20 protein-coding genes are annotated in these 24,347 nt (G+C 73.5%); 9 read left to right on the top strand and 11 right to left on the bottom strand.

Annotated elements, in window-relative coordinates; genetic code table 11:
* Window positions 1-21: 21 nt before the first annotated feature.
* The 5 genes from BLV24_RS06980 to BLV24_RS06960 all read right to left on the bottom strand — a co-directional run bounded on the left by BLV24_RS06980 (window position 22) and on the right by BLV24_RS06960 (window position 4,377).
* Window positions 22-657, bottom strand: a complete 636-nt coding sequence (locus BLV24_RS06980; protein ID WP_092680461.1) for a LysE family translocator — start codon at window positions 655-657, stop codon at window positions 22-24.
* Window positions 658-880: 223 nt separating this feature from the next.
* Window positions 881-2,146 carry a CCA tRNA nucleotidyltransferase gene (locus BLV24_RS06975; protein WP_092680460.1) on the bottom strand — a complete coding sequence of 422 codons (1,266 nt, stop codon included), beginning with the start codon at window positions 2,144-2,146 and terminating at the stop codon, window positions 881-883.
* 78 nt (window positions 2,147-2,224) lie between these two features.
* Entirely contained in the window at window positions 2,225-2,968 is a 744-nt protein-coding gene (locus tag BLV24_RS06970) for a CoA pyrophosphatase (RefSeq protein ID WP_092680956.1), read from the bottom strand.
* Between the two features lie 167 nt (window positions 2,969-3,135).
* Window positions 3,136-3,546: a hypothetical protein gene (locus BLV24_RS06965; protein ID WP_092680459.1), complete on the bottom strand. Its 411-nt coding sequence runs from the start codon at window positions 3,544-3,546 to the stop codon at window positions 3,136-3,138.
* 210 nt (window positions 3,547-3,756) lie between these two features.
* A complete protein-coding gene (locus BLV24_RS06960; RefSeq protein WP_245710441.1) occupies window positions 3,757-4,377 on the bottom strand; it encodes a DUF1285 domain-containing protein in 621 nt (206 codons plus the stop codon).
* Between the two features lie 179 nt (window positions 4,378-4,556).
* Here BLV24_RS06960 and BLV24_RS06955 point away from each other — a divergent pair, with 179 nt between their 5' ends.
* The 4 genes from BLV24_RS06955 to BLV24_RS21930 all read left to right on the top strand — a co-directional run bounded on the left by BLV24_RS06955 (window position 4,557) and on the right by BLV24_RS21930 (window position 11,573).
* On the top strand, window positions 4,557-5,573 hold the full coding sequence (locus BLV24_RS06955) for an AAA family ATPase (protein ID WP_092680457.1): 1,017 nt from the start codon (window positions 4,557-4,559) through the stop codon (window positions 5,571-5,573).
* Entirely contained in the window at window positions 5,570-6,478 is a 909-nt protein-coding gene (locus BLV24_RS06950; protein WP_092680456.1) for a DUF58 domain-containing protein, read from the top strand. The genes BLV24_RS06955 and BLV24_RS06950 overlap by 4 nt, the downstream gene beginning before the upstream one ends.
* 66 nt (window positions 6,479-6,544) lie before the next feature.
* The gene (locus BLV24_RS06945) at window positions 6,545-9,409 is read left to right on the top strand and encodes a DUF4159 domain-containing protein (RefSeq protein ID WP_092680455.1); all 2,865 of its coding nucleotides are present in this window, start codon (window positions 6,545-6,547) and stop codon (window positions 9,407-9,409) included.
* 52 nt (window positions 9,410-9,461) lie between these two features.
* Window positions 9,462-11,573 carry a hypothetical protein gene (locus BLV24_RS21930; RefSeq protein WP_092680454.1) on the top strand — a complete coding sequence of 704 codons (2,112 nt, stop codon included), beginning with the start codon at window positions 9,462-9,464 and terminating at the stop codon, window positions 11,571-11,573.
* 153 nt (window positions 11,574-11,726) lie between these two features.
* Here BLV24_RS21930 and BLV24_RS06935 read toward each other — a convergent pair whose 3' ends face one another.
* Window positions 11,727-12,227 carry a GNAT family N-acetyltransferase gene (locus BLV24_RS06935; RefSeq protein ID WP_092680453.1) on the bottom strand — a complete coding sequence of 167 codons (501 nt, stop codon included), beginning with the start codon at window positions 12,225-12,227 and terminating at the stop codon, window positions 11,727-11,729.
* A 107-nt stretch (window positions 12,228-12,334) separates the two neighbouring features.
* On the opposite strand from BLV24_RS06935, the gene BLV24_RS06930 reads away from it, so the two are divergent.
* Entirely contained in the window at window positions 12,335-12,976 is a 642-nt protein-coding gene (locus BLV24_RS06930) for a flavin reductase family protein (RefSeq protein ID WP_092680452.1), read from the top strand.
* Between the two features lie 1,089 nt (window positions 12,977-14,065).
* On the opposite strand, the gene BLV24_RS06925 is transcribed toward BLV24_RS06930, so the two are convergent.
* Together BLV24_RS06925 and BLV24_RS06920 are read right to left on the bottom strand one after the other, a co-directional pair.
* Window positions 14,066-15,496: an FAD-binding oxidoreductase gene (locus tag BLV24_RS06925; protein WP_092680451.1), complete on the bottom strand. Its 1,431-nt coding sequence runs from the start codon at window positions 15,494-15,496 to the stop codon at window positions 14,066-14,068.
* Entirely contained in the window at window positions 15,486-16,610 is a 1,125-nt protein-coding gene (locus BLV24_RS06920; RefSeq protein ID WP_092680450.1) for an L-threonylcarbamoyladenylate synthase, read from the bottom strand. Before BLV24_RS06920 ends, BLV24_RS06925 begins: the two co-directional genes overlap by 11 nt.
* Window positions 16,611-17,160: 550 nt before the next feature.
* Here BLV24_RS06920 and BLV24_RS06915 point away from each other — a divergent pair.
* From BLV24_RS06915 to BLV24_RS06905, 3 genes are all read left to right on the top strand, one after another.
* Window positions 17,161-18,879, top strand: coding sequence for an acyl-CoA dehydrogenase (locus tag BLV24_RS06915; RefSeq protein WP_092680449.1), 1,719 nt, complete (start codon window positions 17,161-17,163; stop codon window positions 18,877-18,879).
* Window positions 18,879-19,934 (top strand): MBL fold metallo-hydrolase, encoded by a 1,056-nt coding sequence (locus BLV24_RS06910; protein WP_092680448.1) that lies wholly within the window; start codon window positions 18,879-18,881, stop codon window positions 19,932-19,934. The genes BLV24_RS06915 and BLV24_RS06910 overlap by 1 nt, the downstream gene beginning before the upstream one ends.
* 114 nt (window positions 19,935-20,048) lie before the next feature.
* The gene (locus BLV24_RS06905) at window positions 20,049-20,201 is read left to right on the top strand and encodes an aa3-type cytochrome c oxidase subunit IV (protein WP_092680447.1); all 153 of its coding nucleotides are present in this window, start codon (window positions 20,049-20,051) and stop codon (window positions 20,199-20,201) included.
* A 133-nt stretch (window positions 20,202-20,334) separates the two neighbouring features.
* Here BLV24_RS06905 and BLV24_RS06900 read toward each other — a convergent pair whose 3' ends face one another.
* Both BLV24_RS06900 and rpsU read right to left on the bottom strand, forming a co-directional pair.
* Window positions 20,335-21,213 (bottom strand): M48 family metallopeptidase, encoded by an 879-nt coding sequence (locus BLV24_RS06900; RefSeq protein ID WP_176954663.1) that lies wholly within the window; start codon window positions 21,211-21,213, stop codon window positions 20,335-20,337.
* Between the two features lie 244 nt (window positions 21,214-21,457).
* Entirely contained in the window at window positions 21,458-21,664 is a 207-nt protein-coding gene (rpsU, locus tag BLV24_RS06895) for a 30S ribosomal protein S21 (RefSeq protein ID WP_092680954.1), read from the bottom strand.
* A 147-nt stretch (window positions 21,665-21,811) separates the two neighbouring features.
* Between rpsU and BLV24_RS06890 the strand changes: the two genes are divergently transcribed.
* Window positions 21,812-22,546, top strand: coding sequence for a COQ9 family protein (locus BLV24_RS06890; RefSeq protein ID WP_092680445.1), 735 nt, complete (start codon window positions 21,812-21,814; stop codon window positions 22,544-22,546).
* Window positions 22,547-22,739: 193 nt separating this feature from the next.
* On the opposite strand, the gene purH is transcribed toward BLV24_RS06890, so the two are convergent.
* Complete coding sequence (purH, locus tag BLV24_RS06885) at window positions 22,740-24,326, bottom strand: bifunctional phosphoribosylaminoimidazolecarboxamide formyltransferase/IMP cyclohydrolase (protein WP_092680444.1); 1,587 nt, start codon at window positions 24,324-24,326, stop codon at window positions 22,740-22,742.
* Window positions 24,327-24,347 lie beyond the last annotated feature (21 nt).

The following is a 24,347-nucleotide window of genomic DNA, read 5'->3' as shown; positions in this document are numbered from 1 at the left end:
GGGGCGTAGGATGAGGGCGGCTCAGACCCCGCCCAGATCCTCGGTCAGCAGGGCCAGCACGCCCAGCATCATCAGCGCCGCCATGGACATGTTGAACGCCCGCAGCCGCCAGCCTGTCCCGAGAAAACGCCCCATGGCCGCGCCGAACCCCGCCCAGGCATGGGCCGACGTCATCCCCGACACCGTGTAGACCGCCGCGATCACCGCCGCGTCGCGCACCGGCTGCGCCCCGTCGGCGAATTGCGAGATCATCGCCAGCGCCATGATCCAGGCCTTGGGGTTGATCCACTGGAACCCCGCCGCCTCCAGGAAGGTGAAGGGCCGCGCCCGCCCGCCGCCCTGGCCGGGCGCGGGGGCCGTGGCGGTGCGCCAGGCCAGCCAGCACAGCAGCGCCGCGCCGCCCCAGCGCAGGGTCTCGCGCAGCAGCTCGGAATGCCGGAACGCCTCGCCCAGCCCCAGCGCCACGGCGAAGACCATGGCCGGGAACCCCAGCGCCACGCCGCGGGCATGGGGCAGGGTGGCCCGCAGCCCGAACCGCGCGCCCGAGGCCGAGAGCATGGCGTTGTTGGGCCCCGGCGACCAGGTGCCGGCGAAGGCCATGGCGGCCACGGCGCCCAGGGTCTCGGGCGTTATTCCGGCGAATATCTCCAGCGACATCGGGCGGCCTCCCGTGGTTTCTTCCCGCGACGCGCCTGTTTCGCCGGGCGCTTCCGCAAGGATATTGCGTCAGCAGTGCTGACTTTGTGCGGAAGATGCGCGGGGCGCGCCGCGAGGTCAAATCAAGGCTTGTGACGGCGCCCATAACCGGACGGCGTGACCGGGCCGCCTCCCGTGCCTGCCTCCCCGGGCCGGGCGGGCGTGGCGGAGGAGGGACGCCGGGTCAGCCGTCCAGCAAGGCTCCGCGGGACAGGGCGAAGTCGGAGGCGACCCAGCTGTCCTCCAGCTCCGCCAGCCTGCGGCCGAGCGCGGGGCCCGGCTTCATGCCGCGCTTGATCAGGTCCTGGGCCCCGACCGGGAAGCTGGCCGTCGCGCCCCGGGCGATGTCGCGCTGAAGCGTGCGGGACGGCGGCGCGCCGGTGGCGGCGGCGCGCAGCAGGGCGGCGTCGCGGGCGGCCTCGGCCCCGTGGCGATAGGCGGCGCGGGCGGCGGGGGCGTCCTCTTCCAGCGCCGCGCGGATGGCGCGCAGGGCCCGCAGTTCGGCCCGGCTCAGGCGCAGGGCGCCCAGCGCGGCCTCGGGGGTCACGCCCATCACGGTCAGCCGGCGTTTCCAGTCGGGCAGGGGCGCCAGCCGCGCCTCCATCGCCACCAGCGGCGCCACCGAGGCCGCGTCGGCCCCCGGCAGCACCCGCGCCAGCACGCCCGACGCCTCCATGGCGCAGAGCGCGGGGCTCGGGTCCTCGGCCTCCAGCAGCTTGCGCATCTCGGCGCCGATGCGCTCACGCGCCAGGGTCTCGATCCCCTCGGCGGCGGCGGCGCAGGCGGCGAGCCCGTCGGCGTCGATGCCCCGCCACGGATCGCCGTAAAGCGCGTGAAAGCGGAAGAAGCGCAGGATGCGCAGCCGGTCCTCGGCGATGCGGGCGCCGGGGTTGCCGATGAAGCGCACGCGGCGGGCGGCGAGGTCGTCCAGCCCCTCGCCCACCGGGTCCAGCAGGGTTCCGTCGGGGGCGGCGTAGAGCGCGTTCATGGTGAAGTCGCGCCGGGCCGCGTCCTCCTCCAGGCTGGCCCCGAAGGCGACTTCGGCGTGGCGGCCGTCGGTGGTCACGTCGCGGCGGAAGGTGGTGATCTCGAAGCCGCGGTTGCGCAGGACGGCGGTGACGGTGCCGTGTTCGACGCCGGTGGGCACATGGCGGATGCCGGCGGCGTCGAGCAGGCGCTGCACCCGCCCGGGGTCCGCGTCGGTGGCGAGGTCGAGATCGCGGACCGGCAGGCCCAGCAGCTCGTTGCGCACGCAGCCGCCGACGAACAGCAGCCGGGCGCCGTCCGCCTCCAGCGCCGCGCAGATCTCCAGCGCGGCCTCGTCCTGAAGCCATGTCGCGTCGAGCTTCCGCGCGGAGGCGCGGGGTCCGTCCTCCGTGCCGCCGCGGCGATCCGCAGGGTCGGGGGAGGCGTTCGGCTCGGCGTCGGGATGATCGGCCGCGACGGTCATGAAGTCCTTTCCGGACGGGGTGTGTTGGGGAAGAGCGGAGCGCGCGGGCGCTCCGGGTGCATGAGCGAGCCGGCCGGCTCAGCCGGGACCGTGGGGCGGACGCGCGCCGTCCCGGAGATCGCGCAGGCCGCCGCCGAGACCGGCTTCGTCCAGCAGGTCCGCCAGCCGGTCCGACAGGCCCACCAGCATCCGCGCCGTGGCGCCCCAGATATACCGCCCCTCCCACGGCATGGCGTAGTAGCGGCGGTCGCGGCCCTGGAAGTATCGGGATTCGGTCCGGCGATTGGCCGGGTCCATCAGGAAGGCCAGCGGCGGCTCGAACACCTCGGCCACCTCGGACGGGTCGGAGCGCGGCGCGAAATCGGGCGTGACGAGGCCCACGAAGGGCGTGATGGCGTAGCCGGTGCCCGTCTCGTGCCCGTCGATGGCGCCGAAGATGTCGACCTGGTGGGCGGCGAGGCCGATCTCCTCATCCGCCTCGCGCAGGGCGGCGTGCAGCAGCGACGGGTCGGTCGGGTCCACGCGGCCGCCGGGAAAGGCGACCTGGCCGGCATGCTGGCGCAGGTGGTCGGCGCGGCGGGTGAGGATCACGCGCAAGCCGTCGCCGCGGTCGACCAGAGGGCAGAGCACGCCCGCCTGGCGAAGCGGAGCGCCGGCGGGCGGAAAGGACGCGCGGCCGCCGGGCAGCAGGTCGAAGTCCGAGCTCGCCCCACCCCGGCCGCGGCGCACGGCTTCGCGGACCATGTCCGCGTCGATGGCGGCGAAGGGCGAAGGCGCGTCGCCGGCAGGGGCGACGGAAGGGGACGAGAGCGCGTCGGTCATGTCCATCAAGTGGCGCAACTCGGGCGGCGGGGCAAGAAGATGATAAGGAGGGAGGACTGTCTTTCAATCCTGCGCGCAGGCATGACGCGGGCGTGCGGCGGCGTGCGGAGCCCGGCGGGAGGCTGTCGGGCGCGGGGCATGACGGCCGGGCGCCGCGCCCTTCCGGGTCAGGCGCAGGCGACGGCGGGATGCGGCGGCTCGACGAAGGCGGTCAGGGGCGCGGGAAAGGCCGCGAGCTTGCCGCGCGCGGTCAGCACGTCATGCAGGGCGGGATCGATCTCCACCATTTGCCCGCGCCGGTCGCGGGCGATGGCCACATGCATGTCGATGCGCCCGAGCAGCCATTCCAGCTCCTGCGCCGCGTCCTCGGCCATGAACCGCTCGTCGTCGGTCGCGGCCCGCGCGATCCGGGTCTCCGCCGCCATCAGGCGCCCGCGCAGCCGGGCCGACACCGCGAGCGCGAGCCGTTCCAGCACCTCGGCATGCAGGGTCGGCAGAGCGTCGGCGTCGGAAGCGGCGTCGGCGCGGCGGGCCTCGGCGGCGTCGATCCGGGCGTCGGTCGGGGAGGGGCGGGTCATGGCGATCTCCTTGCAACGGGCGTCGGGAAGGAGCGGCTGGCTCCGTCGGCTTGGCAAGGAAGTGTTTACCCGCGATTGCATGGGTCAGCGAGCGCGCGGCCGGATCGCGGCCGGGCCCTTTCGCGCCCCGCCCCCATCCTTTCGGATAGGTTCGGGTCGGATAGGTTCGGGCGGGGCGCGTGTGGTCGGGGCGAGACGGGCGGAGGGGCGTCAGTCCTCCGGCAGCTCGGCCGAAGGGATGATCGGGAAGAACTCCCCGCGCGACCGGACCCCGAACCATCGGGTTCCCTCGATCTCCCGGTGCTCGCAGACCTCGATCAGGCGATAGAAGCTCTTGCGGTCGATCAGCGCCTCCAGGTTGGTGCGCATCAGGACATAGGGCGAGGGCTCGCCGGTCTCCGGGTCGCGGGCGACGCGGATCGGGTGCTCGGGGCCGGCCTCGGCCTCGTCGTCGAGAGAGGTGACGAAGGTCAGCGCCTGCTCGGGGCCGCCCGGGTCGGTCACCCGGAAGTCCACGGCCACGAACGGCGCGTCATCGACGGTGATGCCGACCTTCTCCACCGGGGTCACGAGAAAGTAATCGTCCCCGTCCTTCCGGATCACCGAGGCGAAAAGTTTCACCAACGCGAGTCTGCCGATGGGCGTGCCCATATACCACCAGCTCCCGTCCCGGGCGATTCGCATGTCGAGATCGCCGCAGAAGGGCGGGTTCCACAGGTGAACCGGGGCCGGACCGCGTTTTCGCTTGCCGGCCTGCTTGATGGACTGGGCCAGTCCCTCCGCATCGGGCGCAGGGGCCGGGCTCGCGACCTGTTGATCGGCGGGGGCCATGGTTTCCTCCATTTCGCAGTCGCAGCGACAGCGACGCTCTTGGAGAAGCTAGTCGCCCGCCCTACTGTTTTCAAAGACCGGGTCGCGCGCCGTCCAAGATCAGCGCGACCCGACCGGACCTAGACCCGCGCCCGCCCCGCGCCTCGGCGCCTCGGCCCCGCGCCTGCCGGAGAGACCTGATGAGCGAAGCAACCGACGACCTTGTGGCCGAGATCGAGCGCCTTGGCGAACGCCTTGGCGAGGCCCGCGCGCAGGTGGCGCGACGGGTGATCGGGCAGGAGACCGTCGTCGACCTGACGCTCAACGCCCTTCTGTCGGGCGGCCATGCGCTGCTGGTCGGCGCCCCCGGCCTCGCCAAGACCCGGTTGGTGGAGACGCTGGGCGGCGTGATGGGACTGGGCGCGAACCGCATCCAGTTCACCCCCGACCTGATGCCCGCCGACATTCTCGGGGCCGAGGTGCTGGAGGAAGCCGCGGGCGGCGGCCGCGCCTTCCGCTTCATCCAGGGGCCGATCTTCTGCCAGCTGCTGATGGCGGACGAGATCAACCGCGCCTCGCCGCGCACCCAGTCCGCCCTGCTGCAGGCGATGCAGGAGAAGGAGGTCACGGTCGCCGGCGCGAATCGCCCGCTGCCCCGTCCCTTCCACGTGCTCGCCACCCAGAACCCGATCGAGCAGGAGGGCACCTATCCGCTGCCCGAGGCGCAGCTCGACCGGTTCCTGCTGCAGGTGGACGTGGATTACCCGACGCTGGACGCCGAACGCGCCATCCTGATGGCCACCACCGGGCTGGACGACGCCGCCGCGACCCCGGTCTTCGATGCGGATTCGCTGCTGCAGGCCCAGCGCCTCGTGCGCCGGATGCCGGTGGGCGAAAGCGTGGTGGAGGCGATCCTGGCCCTCGTCCGCTCCGCCCGTCCCGGCGAAGGCGAGGCGACGGAAGAGGTCGAGGCCGCCGTCGCCTGGGGCCCCGGCCCGCGCGCCGCGCAGGCGCTGATGATGGCGGTGCGCGCCAAGGCGCTGCTGGAACAGCGGCTGGCGCCCTCGGTGGCCGATGTGGCGGCGCTGGCCCGCCCGGCGCTCAAGCACCGCATGGCGCTGACCTTCTCCGCCAAGGCCGAGGGCCAGACCATCGAGGCGGTGATCGACGGCCTCGTCGCCCGCGCGCTCGACGGCCCCCGAGAGGCCGCCGCGTGAGCGGCGCCGCCGGGACCGCAACGCACCGCCGCAGCCCCGCCTGGCTGCGACGCGACGCCGAGCAGGTCTCGGGCGCGCTGCCGCCGTTGCTGGCGGCGGCGGAACGGCTGGCGGCCTCGACCGTGCCGGGCGTCCACGGGCGCCGGCGCTCCGGCCCCGGGGAGACGTTCTGGCAGTATCGCCAGGCCATGCCCGGCGACCCGGCCACCGCCATCGACTGGCGCCGCTCGGGCCGGACGGACCAGTATTACATCCGGGAGATGGAATGGGAGGCCGCCCAGACCGTGACGCTCTGGGTCGATCCGGCGCAGAGCATGGACTACCGTTCCGACCTCGCGCCCCGCACCAAGGCCGAGCGCGCGCGCCTGCTGGCGCTGGCGCTGGGCGTGCTGCTGACGCGGGGGGGGGAGCGGACCAGCCTGCTCGGCACCCAGGCCGCGCGGCCCTCCACCGGCGCCCCGCAGCTGATGCGCATGGCGATCGAGCTGGCGCGCGAGGTCGAGGACCGGCCCGATTTCGGCGCGCCGCCGCGCACCGCGCTCGTTTCCGGCGGCAAGGCGGTGTTCCTGTCCGACTTCATGGGCCCGCGGGAGGAAGTGTTTCCCGCCCTGATCCATGCCGCGGAACGGGGCGTCTCCGGCGCCTATGTGCAGATCGTCGATCCGGCGGAGGAAAGCTTTCCCTTCGACGGCCGGCTGGTGCTGGAGAGCCTGGGCGGCGGCGTCAGCTTCGAGACCCACCGCGCCCGCGGGCTGCGCGAAGCCTACCTGAAGCGTCTCGCCGAACGTCGCGCCGACCTGATGGACACCGCCCGCCGCTGCGGCTGGCGCTGCCTGATCCACCGCACCGACGAGAGCCCGCGCAAGGCGCTGCTCTGGCTCTACGGCGCTATCGGAGACCTGTGATTTGACCCGCCGCGCGCCTCTTCTCCGCGATCCTCGCCGCCGTCTCCGGATGCGGGGGCGGGCGCCGTGCTGAGTTTCGGGGCCATCGCCTTTCTCAACCCGTGGCTGCTGGCGGCGCTGGCGGCCCTGCCGGCGCTGTGGTGGCTGCTGCGCGCGACCCCGCCCGCGCCGCGCCGGATCCGCTTTCCCGGCGTGCGCCTGCTGCTGGGCCTGCAGGACCCCGAGCGGATGCCCGAGCGCACGCCCTGGTGGCTGCTGCTGCTGCGGCTGGCGGCCATCGCCGCGGCGATCCTCGCCTTCGCCCATCCGGTGCAGAACCCCACGGCGGATCTCGCCGGGCGCGGGCCGCTGGTGGTGGTGATGGACGGCGGCTGGGGTTCGGCCCCCGACTGGGAGGCGCGTCGCGCCCGCGCGCTGGAGGCGCTGGAACAGGCCGAGCGCGCGGACCGCGCCGCCATCGTCGTGAACCTCGCCGCGCCGCGCGCGCCGGGCGCCCGCCCCGATCCCCGCCCCGCCGGCGACTGGCGCGGCGCGGTGGAGACGATGGCCCCCGCCGCCTGGGCCCCCGACCGCGCCGGCTTCGCCGAGACCGCGGCGGCGCTTTCCGACGATCTCGGCGGGTTCGAGACCCTGTGGCTGACCGACGGCCTCGCCCATCCCGGCGCGGAGGACGGCGCCGACCTCGCCGCCGCGCTGTCCGCCGCCGGCCCCCTGACCATGATCGGCCCGGACCGCCTGGCGCTGGGCCTGCGCCCGCCGGTGCTGGAGGACGGCGCGCTGGTCGCCGCCGTCATCCGCGCCGACGCCGCCGAGGGGCCGCGCCCGGTCTCCGCCGCCGCCATCGGCCGCGGACCGCAGGGGGGCGAGCGTCGGCTGGGTCTCGCCGAAGCGCGCCTCGAGGAGGGCGAGAACGACGCGACGCTGGTCTTCGACCTGCCGCTGGAACTGCGCAACCAGGTGGAACGCATCGCCATCCTCACCGGCGGCTCCGCCGGGGGCGTGGCGCTGGCCGACGATGCGGTGCGGCGCAAGCGGGTGGGGCTGATTTCGGGCGAGGACGACTCGGGATCCCGCCCCCTGACCTCGCAGCTGCATTTCCTGCGCAAGGCGCTGGAGCCGACGGCGGAGGTGGTGGAGGGCGACCTGGCCGCCCTGATCGACAGCGGGCCGGACGCCATCGTGCTCGCCGATCTGGGCGTGATCAACGACACCGACCGCGCCGCGCTGACCGCGTGGATGGAGGCCGGCGGCCTGCTGGTGCGCTTCGCCGGTCCGCGCACCGCGCGGGCCGAGACCGAAGCCCTGCGCGAGGGCCGGACCGGCGAGGACCCGCTGATGCCCGTGCGCCTGCGCGCCGGCGGACGGGCGGTCGGCGGCGCCATGAGCTGGGAGGCCCCGCAGGCCGTGCGCCCCTTCCCGCCCGAGGGCGTCTTCGACGGGCTCGACGTGCCCGCGGACGTGACCGTCGGCCGGCAGGTGCTGGCCCAGCCGGGCCCGGACCTCGCCGCCCGCACGCTGGCCACGCTCGCCGACGGCACGCCGCTGGTGACCGCGGCGGACCGGGAGCTGGGGCGCGTGGTGTTCTTCCACGTCACCGCCAACGCGGAATGGTCGACGCTGCCGCTGTCGGGCCTGTTCGTGCAGATGCTGGAGCGGCTGGCCCTGGCCGCCTCCGCCGGATCCCACGCGACGCTGGAGGCGCTGGAGGGCGCGACCTGGACGCCGGAGATGGTGCTGGACGGCTATGGACGGCCCGGCGATCCGGGGCGCCTGCGCGGCGTGCTGGGCGCGCGGCTGGCCGAGGGGCGGCCGGGGCCGGACGCGCCGCCGGGCGTCTATGTCTCGGGGGACCGGGCGGTGGCGGTGAACCTCGCCTCGGCCGAGACCACGCTCGTCCCCGCGCCGCCGCCCCCCGCGGGGACGCGGGTGGAGCGGATGACCCGGGCCGAGGAGCGTGACCTGCAAGGGCCGCTGCTGGCGCTGGCGCTGATCCTGCTGGCGCTGGACGCGGTGGCGGCGCTGGCGGTCTCCGGCCGGCTGCGCGGCGCGCGCCTGCGCCCGCGGGCGGCGGGCGCGGTGGTCGCGCTGGCGCTTGGCGCGGGGCTGGTCGGGCCGCTCGCCGGCGTCGCGCCGGCCCATGCGCAGGGGACCGAAGCCGCGCCCGACCCCGCCGCCGACGCGCTGGCGCTCGCCGCCACGCGGGACACGGTTCTGGCCTATGTGATGACCGGGGATGCGGAGGTCGACCGGATCTCCGCCGCCGGGCTGGCCGGCCTGTCGCGCGTGCTCGCCGCCCGTACCGCGGTGGAGCCCGCCGAGCCCATCGGCGTGAACCTGGAGGAGGACGAACTGGCCTTCTACCCGATGCTCTACTGGCCGGTCTCCGCCGACATGCCGACGCCTTCGGATGCGGCCTACGCCCGGCTCAACGCCTTCACCCGGACCGGGGGCATGATCGTCTTCGACACGCGGGACGCGAACCTCGCCGCCGGGCCCGGCTCCGGCACGCCGGAGGGGCGGGCGCTGCGCCGGCTCGCCGCCCAGCTCGACCTGCCGCCGCTGGAGCCCGCGCCCTCGGACCATGTGCTGACCCGGACCTTCTACCTGCTGCAGGATTTCCCGGGACGCTGGCGCGGCTCGGAGCTGTGGCTGGAAGCGACCCCCGACCCGGCCGAGCAGCCGGCGGGAGAGACCCCGTTCCGCCATCTCAACGACGGGGTGTCGCCGGTGGTGATCGGCGGGGCGGACTGGGCCTCGGCCTGGGCGGTGAACGACCGCGGCGACTTTCTCTCCCCCGTCGGGCGCGATGGCGGCCGTCAGCGGGAGATGGCGTTCCGCTTCGGCGTGAACCTGGTGATGTATGTGCTGACCGGCTCCTACAAGTCGGATCAGGTCCATGTCCCCGCGCTGCTGGAGCGGCTTGGAAATTGACTTTCGACGCGCCCCCTCGCCCCCCTGAACGTCCTGGCGCCGGAGCCCGCGCATGAACGCCGAGCTGGATTTCGCCCCCCTCCTGCCGATGGAGGCGCTGGCCGCGCTGGCCGCGTTGTCCCTGGCCGCGGTGGTCCTGTGCCTGTGGCGGGGCGCGCCCGGCTGGGCCTTGCGGGCGCTGGCGGCGCTGGCGCTGCTGACGGCGCTGGCCAATCCCAGCCTGCGGCAGGAGCTGCGCGATCCGCTGCCCGACGTGGCCATCGTGGTGACCGACGCCTCGGCCTCCAACGCCATCGACGGCCGCGCCGCCCAGACGCAGGGCGCGGAGGATGAGCTGCGCGCCGCGCTCGACACGCTCGCGGCCGATCCGGACGCGCCGCTGGAAGTCCGCTACGCCCGCGTCGCCCCGCATTCCGGCGGCGTCTCGGACGCCGACCGCGGCACCCGGCTGCTGGAGGCGCTGGAGAGCGCGGCGGCCGAGGTCGCGCCCGACCGGCTCGCCGGCGCGGTCCTGATCACCGATGGCCAGGCCCATGACGCCGAGGCGCTGGAGAGCTTCCCCGCCCCCGTGCATGTGCTGGTGACGGGGCGGGAGGGCGAATGGGACCGCCGGCTGGCGCTGGAGGCCGCGCCCGCCTTCGGCATCGTCGGCGAGGAGGTCGAGATCGCCTTCCGCATCGAGGCGCTGGGCGATGCGCCGGAAACCGCCACCCGCTCCGCCCGGCTGGAGATGCGGGTCGACGGCAAGCTGGTCGCGGCGCCGGAGGTTCCGGTCGGCCGCTCCGCCCGCCTGCGCATGAAGATCGAGCATGGCGGGGCCAACGTGGTTTCGCTGTCCGTGCCGATGCGCGAGGGCGAGCTGACCGACCGCAACAACGCCGCCGTGTTCACCGTCAACGGCGTGCGCGACCGGCTGCGGGTGCTGCTGGTCTCCGGCGAGCCGCATCCCGGGGAGCGGACCTGGCGCAACCTGCTGAAGGCCGACCCCTCGGTGGATCTCGTGCATTTCACCATTCTGCGTCCGCCGACCAAGCAGGACGGCGTGCCGGTGTTCGAGCTGTCGCTGATCAGCTTCCCGACGCGTGAGCTGTTCATGGACAAGGTGGACGAGTTCGACCTGATCATCTTCGACCGCTATCGCCGCCGCGGCGTGCTGCCCAACGCCTATATCGAGAATGTGGGCCGCTATGTGCGGGAGGGCGGCGCGGTGCTGATCGCCTCCGGTCCGGCCTTCGCGGGGGTCGAGAGCCTTTACCGCACGCCCCTGCGCGACATCCTGCCGGGCCGCCCGACCGCCCGGATCATCGAGGAAGGTTTCCGCCCCGAGATCACCGAGATGGGCCAGCGCCACCCGGTCACCGCGGGCCTGACGCATGAGGGCCCGGCGCCGGTGGGCGACGCGGCCCCGGCGGGGGCGGCGCCGAACTGGGGCCGCTGGTTCCGGGTGATCGAGATGGAGCCGACCTCCGGCCAGACGGTGATGAACGGGGCCGGCGCGCCGCTGCTGATCCTCGACCGGGTGGGCGAGGGGCGCGTGGCGGCGCTGGCCTCGGACCATGCCTGGCTGTGGACCCGCGGCTTCGAGGGCGGCGGGCCGCAGGCCGAGCTTCTGCGCCGGCTCGCGCATTGGCTGATGAAGGAGCCGGAGCTGGAGGAGGAGGCCCTGACCGCCGAGGTCGCGGGGGCCGCGGTCGAGGTCACGCGCCGCTCCGTCGCCACCGAGCCCGGGCGGCTGACCGCGGTGTCGCCCTCGGGCGAGACCATCGAGACGATGTTCGAGCCCGCCGGCCCCGGCCTGTGGCGCGCGGCCTTCGAGGCCGGAGAGACCGGGCTGTGGACCCTGACGGACGGGGTGCTGGAGGGGGTGGCCGCGGTCGGCCCGCCGGCGCCGAAGGAATTCGAGAACCCGGTGTCGACCGGCGCGCTGCTGGCGGGGTTGTCGGAGGCGACGCGGGGCGGGGTGCTGCGGGTGGCGGACGGCATGCCGGACCTGCGCCGGGTGCGCCCGGGGCGGGCTGCGGCGGGGCGCGGCTGGATCGGCCTGGCGCGGGCCGACGCCTATTCGGTGCGCGACATAGCGCTGACCCCGCTGGCGCCGGGCTGGCTGATGCTGCTGCTTTCGGCCGGGCTCGCCGTGCTGGCCTGGCGGCGCGAGGGCCGCTGAGCCGTCGCGGGACGGCCAGGGCGCGGGGCCCGCGCGCGCAGGGGGGCGCATGTGTCCGGGGACGCAGGCATACGGGCGGCCGGCCGATCAGGTTCAAAGGGGGCAGGCCCCGGCACGGCGCCGGTCAGGAGGCGCGGCGAAGGCCCGCCGCCCCTATTCCGTCCAGCCGCGCACCTCGCCCGACACCCCGTCCCAGCCGCCGGGGGCGAGCTCCCGCCCCAGCACGCGGGCCGGGTTGGTCGGGGGCGGCATCACCAGCCCCTCGCCCAACGCACGGGTGAAGCCGAAACGGCGGTAATAGGGCTCGTCCCCCACCAGGGCCACGCGGGTCCAGCCGAGTTCGGCGGCGGTCTCCAGCGTCGTGCCGATCAGCGTCGCGGCCAGCCCCTCGCCCTGCCGCGTGTGGTGCACCGCCACCGGCCCCAGCAGCAGCGCCGGCGTCCCCGCCTCGCCCACCCGCACCGGCCAGTAGCGGATCGCGGCCACCACCGCGTCGAACTCGTCGCGGGCCATCAGGCAAAGCTCCGCCACCGGGTCCACGCCCTCGCGCAATCGGTAGGAGCTGAGCGCCGTGCGCCCCGGCGCGAAGCAGGTGTCGTAGAGCCACTCCACCTCCGGTTCGTCCTGCGGGCGCTCGCGCATGAGCCGGAACATGGACGGTCCTTTTCCACGCTGCGGGGGAGGGCGACGGCTTCGGCCCGTAGCATGGTCCCGCCGGTTTCGTCTAGAAGCGGTGGGAACAGGACCATGGAGGGCTCCGCATGCACTACCGCACCCAGGACGGGCACGGACTGAAGCACAACCCGTTCAAGGCGATCGTGGCGCCGCGCCCGATCGGCTGGATCTCCAGCCGCGACGCCGCCGGCCGGGACAATCTCGCGCCCTATTCCTTCTTCAACGGGGTGGCGGACAGCCCGCCGATGATCATGTTCTCGGTCACCGGCCGCAAGATCGGGCGCGGGCCGGAGGTCAAGGACAGCCTGAGCAACATCCGCGAGACCGGCGTCTTCGCCGTCAACATCGTGAGCTGGGAGCTGAAGGACGCGATGAACCTGACCTCCGGCGGCTATGGCCACGAGGAGGACGAGTTCGCGCTGGCCGGGCTGGAAAAGGCCGATTGCGTGGAGATCGACTGCGCCCGGGTCGCCGCCGCCCCCGCCACGCTGGAATGCCGGTTGTGGAAAGAGGTGTCGCTGCCCAAGGCGAGCGAGGATACCGACAACGCGGTGATCCTCGGCTCGGTGGTGGCGACGCATATCGACGAGTCGCTGCTGACCGACGGCATCTTCGACCTGGAGAAGTTCCACCCGGTCGCGCGCTGCGGCTACAAGGATTACGCCGTGGTGCGCGAGCTGTTCCAGATGACCCGCCCGGGCGGCGGCGACGCGCCCAACCTGCGCTGACGCGACCTGCGCGGATGACGCGAAGAGGCGGCGCCGGGAACGGCGTCGCCTCTTTGCGTTCGGGGGGCGCATTTGGGTGTGGGCGGAGGGAGGCGAAAGGATTTGTCAGCCTTGCTTCGTAACTCCGGCTTAGCCCTGATTCCATTGGGAATTTACTCCCCGTAGACGCTCCGCACGCTATCACCTCCCTGCCAGCGAGGGCGACGGCCGGACCCGGGTGGGACCGGAAACGCCGCCTCCGGGGCGTGTAGGGAAGAAGCCGCTTCGTGCGTTCGCGGCAGCGTTGGAGCGTAAGGGGTGAGTGGCGTTTGGCCGGCGGGGCCGGCTTCTTCCACGGCGCGGGACCGGTGTTCGGGATCCCGCGGAACGACCCGGGGCCGCGGTGCGGAGGCCACGGGACAGCCGGGCGCCGGGGGCGTCGTCCGGAGGAGCGTGAGCGTGGCGTAGGCGTCGGGTCGGCGTAGGTGGCCCGTGGGTTCGAGCGAGCATTGCGTGGGAGTTGGCCGGTTGATGCGTCGAGCGGCCCATGTGCCGGACGGTCGGAACGAAGCGTGGCGTGGAGTGTGAGGCATCGGCGCTTCGGCGGATGCGGGGGCGCTGCGAAGAGCCTGAGCCTGTGCGTATCGCGTGTGTGGAGCCTGTGTGGGCGTGTCGTGTGCGTGACCGCGTATCGAGTGAACCGGCGTTGAGTGAGCGGATCGAGTTGAGCGGCGGCGTGTGTCGAGCCGCGTGGACGGGCGCCGGGGGCGGCGCCCTGACAAGGGGATCCGGGCGGAGCGGAGTGTGGACCGATCCGCCGGGAGCCGACGAACCGGAAGGTCCAAAGGCCGAGCCGGAACCAGACGAAGATCGGCGACGCGCGGCGGATGGGACCCCGGGCGACGACCGTGACGACCAAACCGGCGCCGGCCGCAAGGCGGCTGCGCCACGCGGGACGCGGGAACCTGGGACCTCCCCGACCCGACGCGATCCGAAAGCGCCCCCAAGGCTCGTCCGGGGCGCGGAGGGTCCGATGCATTCAGGGGCCGAGGCGTGAAACGCCCGGCCCCCTTTCTCTGTCCGCGCCGGGCCGCGCCGCGCTTCCGCGCCTCAGCCCAGCACGGCGCCCGGATTCATGATCCCCGCCGGGTCCAGCGCGTCCTTGATCGCCCGCATCGCCGCCAGTTTCGCCGGGTCGCCGTAGTGGACGAGATCCGCGGTCTTGAACCGGCCGATCCCGTGCTCGGCGCTGATCGAGCCGCCATGCGCGTCGATCAGGTCATGCACGATCCGGGTCAGCACGGGCTTGATGTTGGCGTAGTCCTCGCGCTTGCGGCCCTTCGCGGGGAACAGGTTGTAGTGCAGGTTGCCGTCGCCCAGATGCCCGAAGGCGTTGATGCGGATGTCCGGCGCCTCGCGCAGCAGCCGCTCGGAAGCGGCGGTGACGAAGGACGCGACCTCCGACAGCGGGGCCGAGATGTCATGCGAGGCGATGGAGCCGATCTTGCGGTTGGCCTCGGGGATGGTCTCGCGCAGGCGCCAGAAATCGGCGCGCTGCTGCTCGGACTGGGCCAGCGCGCCGTCGAGCGCGAGACCCTTCTCGAAGGCCTCCTCCAGCGCGGCTTCCAGCGCCTCCGCGGCGCCCGAGCCCGCGCCGCCGCCGACCTCCACCAGCGCCGACCATTCGGGAACCGGGTCCAGCGGGCAGCGGGCGCCGGGGATCTCGTCCAGGCAGAAGCGGATGCCCGAGCCCTGCATCAGCTCGAAGGCCGAGACCTGTTCGCCCACCCGCCCGCGCAGCAGGTGCAGCAGTTCCAGCGCCGCGGCGGGGGAGGGGACGGCGACGAAGGCGGCGGAGATCTCGGCGGGGCGGGGGTGCAGGCGCAGGGCGGCGGCGGTGATGACGCCCAGCGAGCCCTCGGCCCCGATCAGCAGGTGGCGCAGGTCGTAGCCGGTATTGTCCTTGCGCAGCCGCTTGAGCCCGTTGAACACCGAGCCGTCGGGCAGCACCGCCTCCAGCCCCAGGCAGAGGTCGCGGGTCATGCCGTAGCGCAGCACGTTGACCCCGCCGGCATTGGTCCCCAGCACGCCGCCGATCCGCGCCGTGCCCTCGGAGGCGATGGAGAGCGGGAACAGCCGGTCGACCGAGGCCGCGGCCGCCTGCGCGTCGGCGAGGATCACGCCGGCCTCGCAGATCATCGCGTCGTCGTCGGGATGCAGGGCGCGGACCCTGTTCAGCCGCTCGACCGAGATGAGCACGCAGGGCGGGCCCTCGGGCCGCACCTGGCCGCCGACCAGCCCGGTGCCGCCGCTGTAGGGCACCAGCGCCACGCGGGCCTCCGCGCAGGCGCGCACGATGTGGGAGACCTCCTCGACCGAGCCGGGGCGGACCACCAGCGCGGCCTGGCCCTGCGACGTGTCGCGGGGTTCGCGCAGGTAGGGGGCGGCGGCGTCGCCCTCGCGCAGGCCCTGGGGGCCGAGGCGGTCGCGCAGGGCGGCGAGGAATGCGGGGGTCGGGGCGTTGAGGGCGTCAGCGGTCATCGGGCAGGTCCCTTGGGGCGGCGGCGCGGGCCAGCCGGTCGTTGATGGCGAGGCCGAGGCCCGCTTCGGGGAGCGGGGCGACGGCGATGGTTCCGGCGCCGCCCATGCGGGCGTCGAGCGCGCGCAGATGGGCGAAGAGGGCCGCGGCGGCCTCGGTCAGGTCGCCGGAGGGGGAGAGGTTGAGCGCGTGGCGGGCCGTTGCGGCCTCCGCCGGGTCGGGGCCGAAGCCCAGCCAGCCCTCGCCCGGGGCGGGGGCGGGAGCGTTCAGGCGCAGCGCCGCAGCGGGGGCGTAGTGGGAGGCGAGCATGCCCGGAGCCAGGATCGGGGGGGCCAGGATCGGGGCGGCGAGGCTCGGGCGGGCGATCTCGGGGGACGGCCCGGCATCCGGCCCGGCGGCCTGCGCCGCCCGGCTCGCGCGGGTCTCCCGCCCGCCCTCCCCGACCCCCGCGACCCGGGCGCCGCAGGCCGCCTCGATCGCCTCGACGGACAGGCCGCCGGGGCGCAGCAGGCGGGGGGTTCCGTCCGGATCGAAGGCGAGGATGGTGCTTTCCACCCCCACCGGGCAGGGGCCGCCGTCGAGGATGGCGTCGATGCGGCCCGTCAGGCCCTCGGCCACGTGGTCGGCGGTGGTCGGGCTGACCTTGCCCGAGGGGTTGGCGGAGGGGGCGGCGACGGGAACGCCGGCGGCCTCCAGCAATGCGCGGGCGAGCGGGTGGGCGGGGACGCGGATGGCCACGCTGGGCAGGCCCGCGGCGACTTCGGGCGCGAGGCCCGCGTCGGCGCGGCGGGGCAGGACCAGCGTCAGGGGACCGGGCCAGAAACGGGCGGCGAGGGCGCGGGCGGGGGCGGGGAACTCGGCCAGCGCCTCGGCGGCCGCGAGGTCCGCGACATGCACGATCAACGGATTGAACGAGGGCCGCCCCTTGGCCGCGTAGATCGCCGCCGCGGAGGGCCCGCGGTCGGCGCGGCCGCCGAGGCCGTAGACCGTCTCGGTCGGGAAGGCGACCAGCCCCCCCTCGCGCAGCAGGCGCGCGGCCTCGGCCAGGCCGGGGCCATCGGGGGCGAGCCGGGCGGTTGGCTTCGCCTCGTGTCCTGCGGTGGGGGTCGCGGTCATCCGCCTCTCCGCTGCTCGGGCGGCGCGCATGGCGCGCGGCCGCCTTTCCCCCCCTGATCCCGCGTCGCCGCCCTCGCCGCAAGCCCCGAGACGCGCGCGGCCGGACGCAGGGGCCTGACACGGGGGGACGCGGGAGCGGGCGCGGGGCGGGGTTTCGACATGCCGGAGCGGCGCCTGCGCGCATGACCCGCCGCCCTTTCCCGCGTCGCGACAGGCTCGGCGCCGAGCCTGTCGCGACCCGCGAGCCGCCTTTCGCCCCTCGATCCGGCGCGGGCGTCCGCGCGGCCGGGATGGCGCTGCGCCGGGCCGCGCCGTGCGGGCCCATGCGGCGCCCGACCCGGCCCCGGTTGACGTCGACGTCCGCCTGCGGCCGCGCCACCGCTGGACAGGCCCCCTTCCGAGCCCTAGCTTCCGGCCAAAACGCGCCCGACGGGCGGCGGCGCGCGCGCAGCGTTTCCGCTCCCCCCCGAGGGCGGCCATTCAGCCGTAGCTGGGCGGCTTGGGGCGTCCCGCGTCCCCGCCCGCCCCCGGCCAAGGGAGCGATGCGACCATGTCCTACCAGGCCCCGATCCGCGATCTCGCCTTCTGCCTCGACCATATCATCGGGGCGAACCGGCTGGCCGAGACCGAGCTGTTCGCCGACGCCACCGAGGAGACCCGCGCGGCCATCCTCGACGAGGCCGGCAAGCTCGCCTCCTCCGTGCTGGCGCCGACCAACCGCAACGGCGACCTGACCCCGGCGCGGCTGGAGAACGGCGTGGTGCGCGCCTCGCCCGGCTTCGCCGACGCCTATCGCCAGATCGCCGAGGGCGGCTGGGTCGGGCTCGCGGCCGGGACCGAACATGGCGGCATGGGCCTGCCGCTGACGCTGGGAACCGCGGTGGGGGAGATGTTCGCCTCGGCCAATCTGGGCCTGTCGCTGTGCCCGCTGCTGTCCCAGGGGCAGATCGAGGCGCTGGAGGCCCATGCCTCGGACGAGATCAAGGCGCTGTATCTGCCCAAGCTGATCTCCGGCGAGTGGACCGGCACCATGAACCTGACTGAGCCGCAGGCGGGTTCGGATGTCGGCGCGCTGGCCTCGCAGGCCAAGCCGAACGGCGACGGGACCTACGCGGTTTCGGGCCAGAAGATCTACATCTCCTGGGGCGATCACGACATCGCGGAGAATGTCTGCCACCTGGTGCTGGCCCGCCTGCCCGACGCGGCCCCCGGCACGCGCGGCCTGTCGCTGTTCCTGGTGCCCAAGTTCATCCCGGACGAGTCCGGGGCGCCCGGCGTCGCCAATGCGCTGAAGGTGGTGAGCCTGGAGCACAAGATGGGCCTGCACGGCTCGCCGACCGCGGTGATGAGCTTCGAGGGCGCGACCGGCTGGATAGTCGGGCCGGAGGCCGGCGGCATGGCGGCGATGTTCACCATGATGAACAATGCTCGGCTCGGCGTCGGCGTCGAAGGGCTGGGGATCGCCGAGGCGGCCTGCCAGAAGGCGCTCGGCTATGCGATGGAGCGGGTGCAGGGCAAGACCGCGGACGGCTCCAAGACCATCATCGGGCACGCGGATGTGCGCCGGATGCTGCTGCGCATGCGCTCCCTGACCGATGCGGCGCGGGCGATCTGCCTGGATACGGCGCTGTCGCTGGACATGGCCAAGGCGGCGGACGGGGCGGAGGGCAAGGCCTGGAAGGCCCGCGGCGCCTTCCTGACGCCGATCGCCAAGGCCTTCGGCACCGATGTGGGCAACGAAGTCGCCTATCTCGGCGTGCAGGTGCATGGCGGCATGGGCTTCATCGAGGAAGCCGGCGCCGCGCAGTATTCCCGCGACGTCCGGGTCACGGCGATCTACGAGGGCACCAACGGCGTGCAGGCGATGGACCTGATCGGCCGCAAGCTGGGCGATGGCGGGGCCGCCGCCAGGGCGCTGATGGAGGAGATCCGGGCCGCCGGCGCCGGCGCCTCGGGCGATCTCGCGCCGCTGGGCGAACAGCTGGCCATCGCCGCCGACGCGCTGGAGGCCGCCACCGACTGGATGCTGGCCGCCGAGCCCAATGACCGGGCGGCCGGCGCCGTCGACTACCTGCGGGCCTGGGCGCTGCTGCTGGGCGGGGCCTATCTGCTGCGCGGGGCCGGGGTCGAAGGGCCCGAGGCGGCGCGCCGGGCGGGGCTGGCGCGCTACTATTTCGGGCGGGAGCTGGTGCTGGTCGCCGGGCTCGCCGAGGCCGCCACGGAGGGCGCCGCCGACATCTACGCGCTCGACGCCGAGGCCCTGGCCTGATGGCCGGGGGCGGCGCCGGAGCGGCGAAGACCGGCGTCCGCTTTCCCATCGAGGCGCCCGAGAACGGCGCCGCGGTGGAAATCGCGGAGGGCGTGCTGTGGGCCCGCATCGGCATGCCCAACCGGCTGGCCCATGTGAATGTCTGCGTGCTGGACGACGGCGACGGCTGGACGGTGATCGACACCGGGCTGCGCCATCGCCAGTGCCTCGACGACTGGGCGAAACTGCGCGCCGGGCCTCTGGCCGGCAAGCCGGTCCGGCGGGTGATCGGCACCCATCACCACCCGGACCATATCGGGCTGGTCGGCCGCTTCATGCGCGAGGACGACGCCGAGTTCTGGACCACCCGCACCGCCTACCTGATGACGCGGATGCTGCAGCTCGACCACCACGACAAGCACCCGCCGGAGCAGATCGCGCATTGGGTGCGGGGCGGCATGGCCTCGGACATGGTGGACCGTTTCGCGGCGAAGGAGCCCATGAACTTCTCCAACGCCACCTATCGCCTGCCGCTGGGCTACACCCGGATCGCGGAAGGCGACGAGGTCGTGATGGGCGGCCGCCGCTGGCATGTGCGCATGGGCAACGGCCACGCGCCGGAACACGCGACGTTCTGGTCGAAGGACGACCACCTGGTGATCGTGGGGGACCAGGCGATTCCGGGCATCAGCTCCAATCTCGGGGTCCACCCGACCGAGCCCGAGGCCGACCCGGTGGGCGAATGGCTGGAAAGCTGCCAACGCCTGCTGGGCTTCGCGCGGGAGGACCACCTGGCGATTCCCGGCCACAAGGCGGCCTTCACCGGCCTGCCGACCCGGTTCGAGCAGCTCATCAACAACCATCACGGGGCCATCGCCCGCCTGCGCAAGCATCTCACCGCGCCGCGCACGGCCGTGCAATGCTTCGTCCCCATCTTCGGGCGGGAGATCGAGGAGACGGTCTTCGGCCTCGCCCTGAACGAGACCTACGGGCATCTCAACCACATGCTGAAGCTGGGCGAGGTGACGAACGAGCTGCGCTCGGACGGCGCGCTGTGGTGGCGGCTGGCGGGCTGAGCCCGCTTCCGCGACGATTTCCGCCTTGATCCGGCGCGCCGGGCGAGGCTATTCGAGACCGAACAGATCGAACTCAGGCGCCCGGGAGAGCCCCGGCGCGAAGGGAGAGCCCGGATGGCCGACAATCACGACGCCCCGCATTTCGAGCCCGGCAAGATGGACATCAAGGAGCAGGAGAAGACCTTCGAGGGCTTCCTGCGCGTGATCACCATCGGCTCGGTGCTCAGCATCGCCACCCTGATCTTCATGGCGCTGGTCAACAGCTGAGGCCGGACCGCCCGCCGCCCGAGCGCGCAACGCGCCGGGGGGACCGGACATGAACGCGCCGCCCTCCGGCCGGAGGGCGGCGCGTTGCGTTTCGGAAGCGGCGGGCGCGGGGCGCGCCCGCGCCGGCTCCGGTTCAGCGGGCGGCGCGCAGGTTGGCGCGCATCTGGGACAACAGCGGCCCGTCCTTGCCGGCCTGCTCCAGCGCGTTCACCACGCGCTTGCGCAGCGGGTTGGTCTTGCCGAGATAGGCGCTGGCCGCGACCCGGCCCTCGGTCGCGCCTTCCTCCCGCGCCAGCCGCTGCATGTCGGCCTGGCGCGACGAGCTCGTCGGGTGGCCGGCGAAAATGCTGGCATTATCGCCATACATCTTCTTGAGCACCGCGAAGGACTTTGCGCCCTCGGCCCCGTTATAGCCGGCCTTGGCGAGATAGCGCATGCCGAGCCGGTCCGCCGCCGTCTCCTGATCCCGCGAGAAGTCGGCGTAATAGGCTTGGCCGGCGGTTCCGACCACCAGGTTGGTGATGTCGCCCGGCACGCCCAGCAGGGCGCCGCCGATGCTGGCCACGGCGCTGGCGATGCCGACCTGCTGGCGCTTGGCCATGCCGGCGGAGACGTGGCCGAGGTCCTCATGCGCGATCTCATGGGCCAGCACCATGGCGAACTGGGCCTCGTTCTCCAGCGCCGCCAGCATCCCGGCGTTGAAGAACACATAGCCGGCGCCCGAGGTGAAGGCGTTGGCGTCGGCGTCCTTGATGATGAAGGTCTTCAGCCTGGACTTGCCGTCGCCGCGCTGGGCGTCGATGCGCGCTGTCACGGCGTCCATGTAGTCGTTGATCTTGTCGCCTTCGACCAACATGTTCTTGGCGCGCAGCTCCTGCAGAAGCTGGCGGGACTGGTCGATCTCGGCGGTCTGCGCGGCCGCGGGGCGCGGACCCTGGCCGGGCGAGGGCGCGCCGCAGGCGGCCAGCGCACCGGCCAGCATCGCTGCGAGAACGAGGCGCGGGAGTTTCATGCGGGGTCTCCGGATCTGTTCGTCATCTGGTCTGCTCATGGATCTGGCACGGAACATGACGCAGGGAAGGGCCGAAATGCGACGGCGCGGCGCCGAGGGCGAGGAATTGCGGCCGGAGGCCGGCCGCCCGGGGCGCTTAGGCGCGGCGCGGGCGCCCTGAAAATGCGAAACCCCCGGCCTTGCGGACGGGGGTTCGGCGGTCTTGAGCGCGGGGAGCGACATCACCCCGCGTCTTGGGCAAGCCTCAGGCGAGACCTTCGCGCTGCAATTTCTTGCGCGCGAGCTTACGGGCGCGACGAATCGCTTCGGCCTGTTCCCGGGCGCGTTTCACCGACGGCTTCTCGTAATGCTGCCGCAGCTTCATCTCCCGGAACACACCTTCGCGCTGCATCTTCTTCTTGAGAGCGCGAAGAGCCTGATCGACGTTGTTGTCGCGAACCATCACCTGCACGGACTTCACCACCTTTCTAAGTTGTCTGGTCGCAAGAGCGCGCTGTATATCAACGGCCCCGCCCCCTGTCCACAGCCGCCGACGCCCTATATTGAGGGGTGAGACGCCTTGCGCGTCGCGTGCCGCAGCCGGAAGCAGGAGCCTGCCATGAGCGATATCGAGCACGACGCCCCCGCCGCCGATCCCATCGGCGACGTGGACCCCGAGATCATCACGCCCGTCGCCGATGGCCTCGCCGACGCCCGCGCGGCGATCCTGGAGCGGATCGCCGATCACGTGGTCTTCGACGGCTGGTCCCCCGCCGCCATCGCCGCCGCGGCCGCCGAGGCGGGGGTTTCCGCCGAGACGGCCCGCCTGGCCTTTCCGCGCGGCGTGGACGCCGCCATGGGCTTCCACCTGCGCGGCGACCGCAAGCTGGCCGAGGCGCTGGCGCAGGAGCCGCTGGGCGGCATGGGCATGACCGACCGGATCACCCGCGCCGTGCGCCTGCGGCTGGAGATCGCCGAGCCGGACCGGGAGACGGTGCGCCGCGCGGCCTCGCTGTTCGCGCTGCCGGTGAACGCCGGGAACGGCGCGAAGATGGTCTGGAACACCGCCGACACCATCTGGACCGCGCTGGGCGACGGGTCCGAGGACCTGAACTGGTATACCAAGCGGGCGACGCTCTCGGGCGTGATCTCCTCGGTCACGCTCTATTGGCTGGGGGACGAGAGCGAGGGCCGGGCCGACACCTGGGCGCATCTCGACCGGCGCATCGCCGACGTGATGCGGATCGAGAAGGCCAAGGCCGCGGTGCGCCGCAATCCGTTGGGCAAGATCGCCATGGGCGGCTTCGACCGGCTGACCCGCGGCGTCCGCGCCCCGCGTCGCGCTGGGGCGTAGGGCGGGGGCGTAGGGCGAGGCGGGTCGGCGCCCACCCTACGCCGCGTCGCCCGGCATGTAGGGCGGGCGCCAACCCGCCTTCCTCCCACGCCTGCCTCCCCGTCCGCCCTCCGGTGGCCGCAAGACAAAAGGGCCGGGCAGGGGATCCCCCCGCCCGGCCCTTTCGCGTCCGGATCGCGCCGGAACCGCCGGCTCAGTGCCGGAAATGGCGCATCCCGGTGAACACCATGGCGAGACCGGCCTCGTCGGCCGCCGCGATCACCTCGTTGTCGCGCATCGAGCCGCCGGGCTGGATCACCGCCGTCGCCCCGGCCTCGGCCGCGGTCAGCAGGCCGTCGGCGAAGGGGAAGAAGGCGTCGGAGGCCACGACCGAGCCCCGGGTCGGGATCTCGGGCAGGCCCATGGCTTTCGCCATGTCCTCGGCCTTGCGCGCGGCGATGCGGGTGGAATCGACCCGGCTCATCTGGCCGGCGCCGACGCCCACGGTCGCGCCGTCCTTGGCGTAGATGATGGCGTTGGACTTAACGTGCTTGGCCACCCGCCAGGCGAACATCAGGTCCGCCATCTCGGAGGGGGTCGGCGCGCGCCTGGTCACCACCTTCAGCGAGGCCGGGTCGAGCCGCCCGGAATCCCGATCCTGCACCAGGAAGCCGCCCGCCACCTGGCGGAAGGTCAGCCCCGCCTTAGCCGGGTCGGGCAGGCCGCCGGTGGTCAGCAGGCGCAGGTTCTTCTTGGCCGCGAAGATCTCGCGCGCTTCGTCGCTGGCCTCGGGGGCGATGACCACCTCGGTGAAGATCCGGGCGATCTCGGCAGCGGTCTCGGCGTCCAGGGGCACGTTCAGCGCCACGATGCCGCCGAAGGCGGAGGTCGAGTCGCAGGCCAGCGCCCGCGCCCAGGCCTCGGCCGGGCTGGACCCTTGCGCGACGCCGCAGGGATTGGCGTGCTTGACGATGACGCAGGCCGGGCCCTCGGCGGGATCGAATTCCGACACGCATTCGAAGGCGGCGTCGGTGTCGTTGATGTTGTTGTAGCTCAGCTCCTTGCCCTGGAGCTGGGTGGCGGTGGCGACCCCCCGACGGGCCGAGCCGTCCAGGTAGAAGGCGGCCGACTGGTGCGGGTTCTCGCCATAGCGCAGCGACTGGGCGAGCGTGCCGGCGAAGGCGCGGCGGCGCGGCGTGGCGTCTCCGGCATGGGCGGCCATCCAGGTCGAGACCGCGGCGTCATAGGCCCCGGTGCGCGCATAGGCGGTGGCGGCGAGCCGGGTGCGGAACGCGGCGGTGGTGCCGCCCGCGGCCAGCGCCTCCAGCAGGGGGGCGTAGTCCTCGGGGTCGGTCACCACGGCGACATGGCCATGGTTCTTGGCCGCCGCGCGGATCATGGCGGGGCCGCCGATGTCGATGTTCTCGATGCAATCCTCGGGGGAGGCGCCCTTCGCCACGGTGGCTTCGAACGGGTAGAGGTTCACCACCAGCAGGTCGATCGGCGCGATGCCGTGTTCGTCCATCGCCGCGACATGGCCCGCGTCGTCGCGCAGGGCCAGCAGGCCGCCATGCACCATCGGGTGCAGGGTTTTCACCCGGCCGTCCATCATTTCGGGAAAGCCGGTCAGCTCGGACACGTCGCGCACCGGCAGGCCGGCGGCGCGGATGGCGGCGGCGGTGCCGCCGGTGGAGACGAGCTCCGTCCCCGCCGCGTGCAGGGCGGCGGCGAGCTCGGTCAGCCCCGTCTTGTCGGAGACGGAGAGCAGCGCGCGGCGAATAGGGGTGCGGAGATCGGACATCTGTGCGTTCTGGCCTCGGAT

The sequence above is a fragment of the Albimonas donghaensis genome (assembly GCF_900106695.1).
Lineage (GTDB): Bacteria > Pseudomonadota > Alphaproteobacteria > Rhodobacterales > Rhodobacteraceae > Albimonas > Albimonas donghaensis.
The sequence above is the reverse complement of the archived record's forward strand: the minus strand, read 5'-3'. Positions and strand labels throughout refer to the sequence as shown.

Coding starts and splice junctions, on each gene's coding strand:
- BLV24_RS06980 (WP_092680461.1), bottom strand. CDS start 657: ATGTCGCTGGAGATATTCGCCGGAATAACGCCCGAGACCCTGGGCGCC.
- BLV24_RS06975 (WP_092680460.1), bottom strand. CDS start 2,146: ATGACCGTCGCGGCCGATCATCCCGACGCCGAGCCGAACGCCTCCCCC.
- BLV24_RS06970 (WP_092680956.1), bottom strand. CDS start 2,968: ATGACCGACGCGCTCTCGTCCCCTTCCGTCGCCCCTGCCGGCGACGCG.
- BLV24_RS06965 (WP_092680459.1), bottom strand. CDS start 3,546: ATGACCCGCCCCTCCCCGACCGACGCCCGGATCGACGCCGCCGAGGCC.
- BLV24_RS06960 (WP_245710441.1), bottom strand. CDS start 4,377: ATGGCCCCCGCCGATCAACAGGTCGCGAGCCCGGCCCCTGCGCCCGAT.
- BLV24_RS06955 (WP_092680457.1), top strand. CDS start 4,557: ATGAGCGAAGCAACCGACGACCTTGTGGCCGAGATCGAGCGCCTTGGC.
- BLV24_RS21930 (WP_092680454.1), top strand. CDS start 9,462: ATGAACGCCGAGCTGGATTTCGCCCCCCTCCTGCCGATGGAGGCGCTG.
- BLV24_RS06935 (WP_092680453.1), bottom strand. CDS start 12,227: ATGTTCCGGCTCATGCGCGAGCGCCCGCAGGACGAACCGGAGGTGGAG.
- BLV24_RS06930 (WP_092680452.1), top strand. CDS start 12,335: ATGCACTACCGCACCCAGGACGGGCACGGACTGAAGCACAACCCGTTC.
- BLV24_RS06925 (WP_092680451.1), bottom strand. CDS start 15,496: ATGACCGCTGACGCCCTCAACGCCCCGACCCCCGCATTCCTCGCCGCC.
- BLV24_RS06920 (WP_092680450.1), bottom strand. CDS start 16,610: ATGACCGCGACCCCCACCGCAGGACACGAGGCGAAGCCAACCGCCCGG.
- BLV24_RS06915 (WP_092680449.1), top strand. CDS start 17,161: ATGTCCTACCAGGCCCCGATCCGCGATCTCGCCTTCTGCCTCGACCAT.
- BLV24_RS06910 (WP_092680448.1), top strand. CDS start 18,879: ATGGCCGGGGGCGGCGCCGGAGCGGCGAAGACCGGCGTCCGCTTTCCC.
- BLV24_RS06905 (WP_092680447.1), top strand. CDS start 20,049: ATGGCCGACAATCACGACGCCCCGCATTTCGAGCCCGGCAAGATGGAC.
- BLV24_RS06900 (WP_176954663.1), bottom strand. CDS start 21,213: ATGAAACTCCCGCGCCTCGTTCTCGCAGCGATGCTGGCCGGTGCGCTG.
- BLV24_RS06890 (WP_092680445.1), top strand. CDS start 21,812: ATGAGCGATATCGAGCACGACGCCCCCGCCGCCGATCCCATCGGCGAC.
- purH (WP_092680444.1), bottom strand. CDS start 24,326: ATGTCCGATCTCCGCACCCCTATTCGCCGCGCGCTGCTCTCCGTCTCC.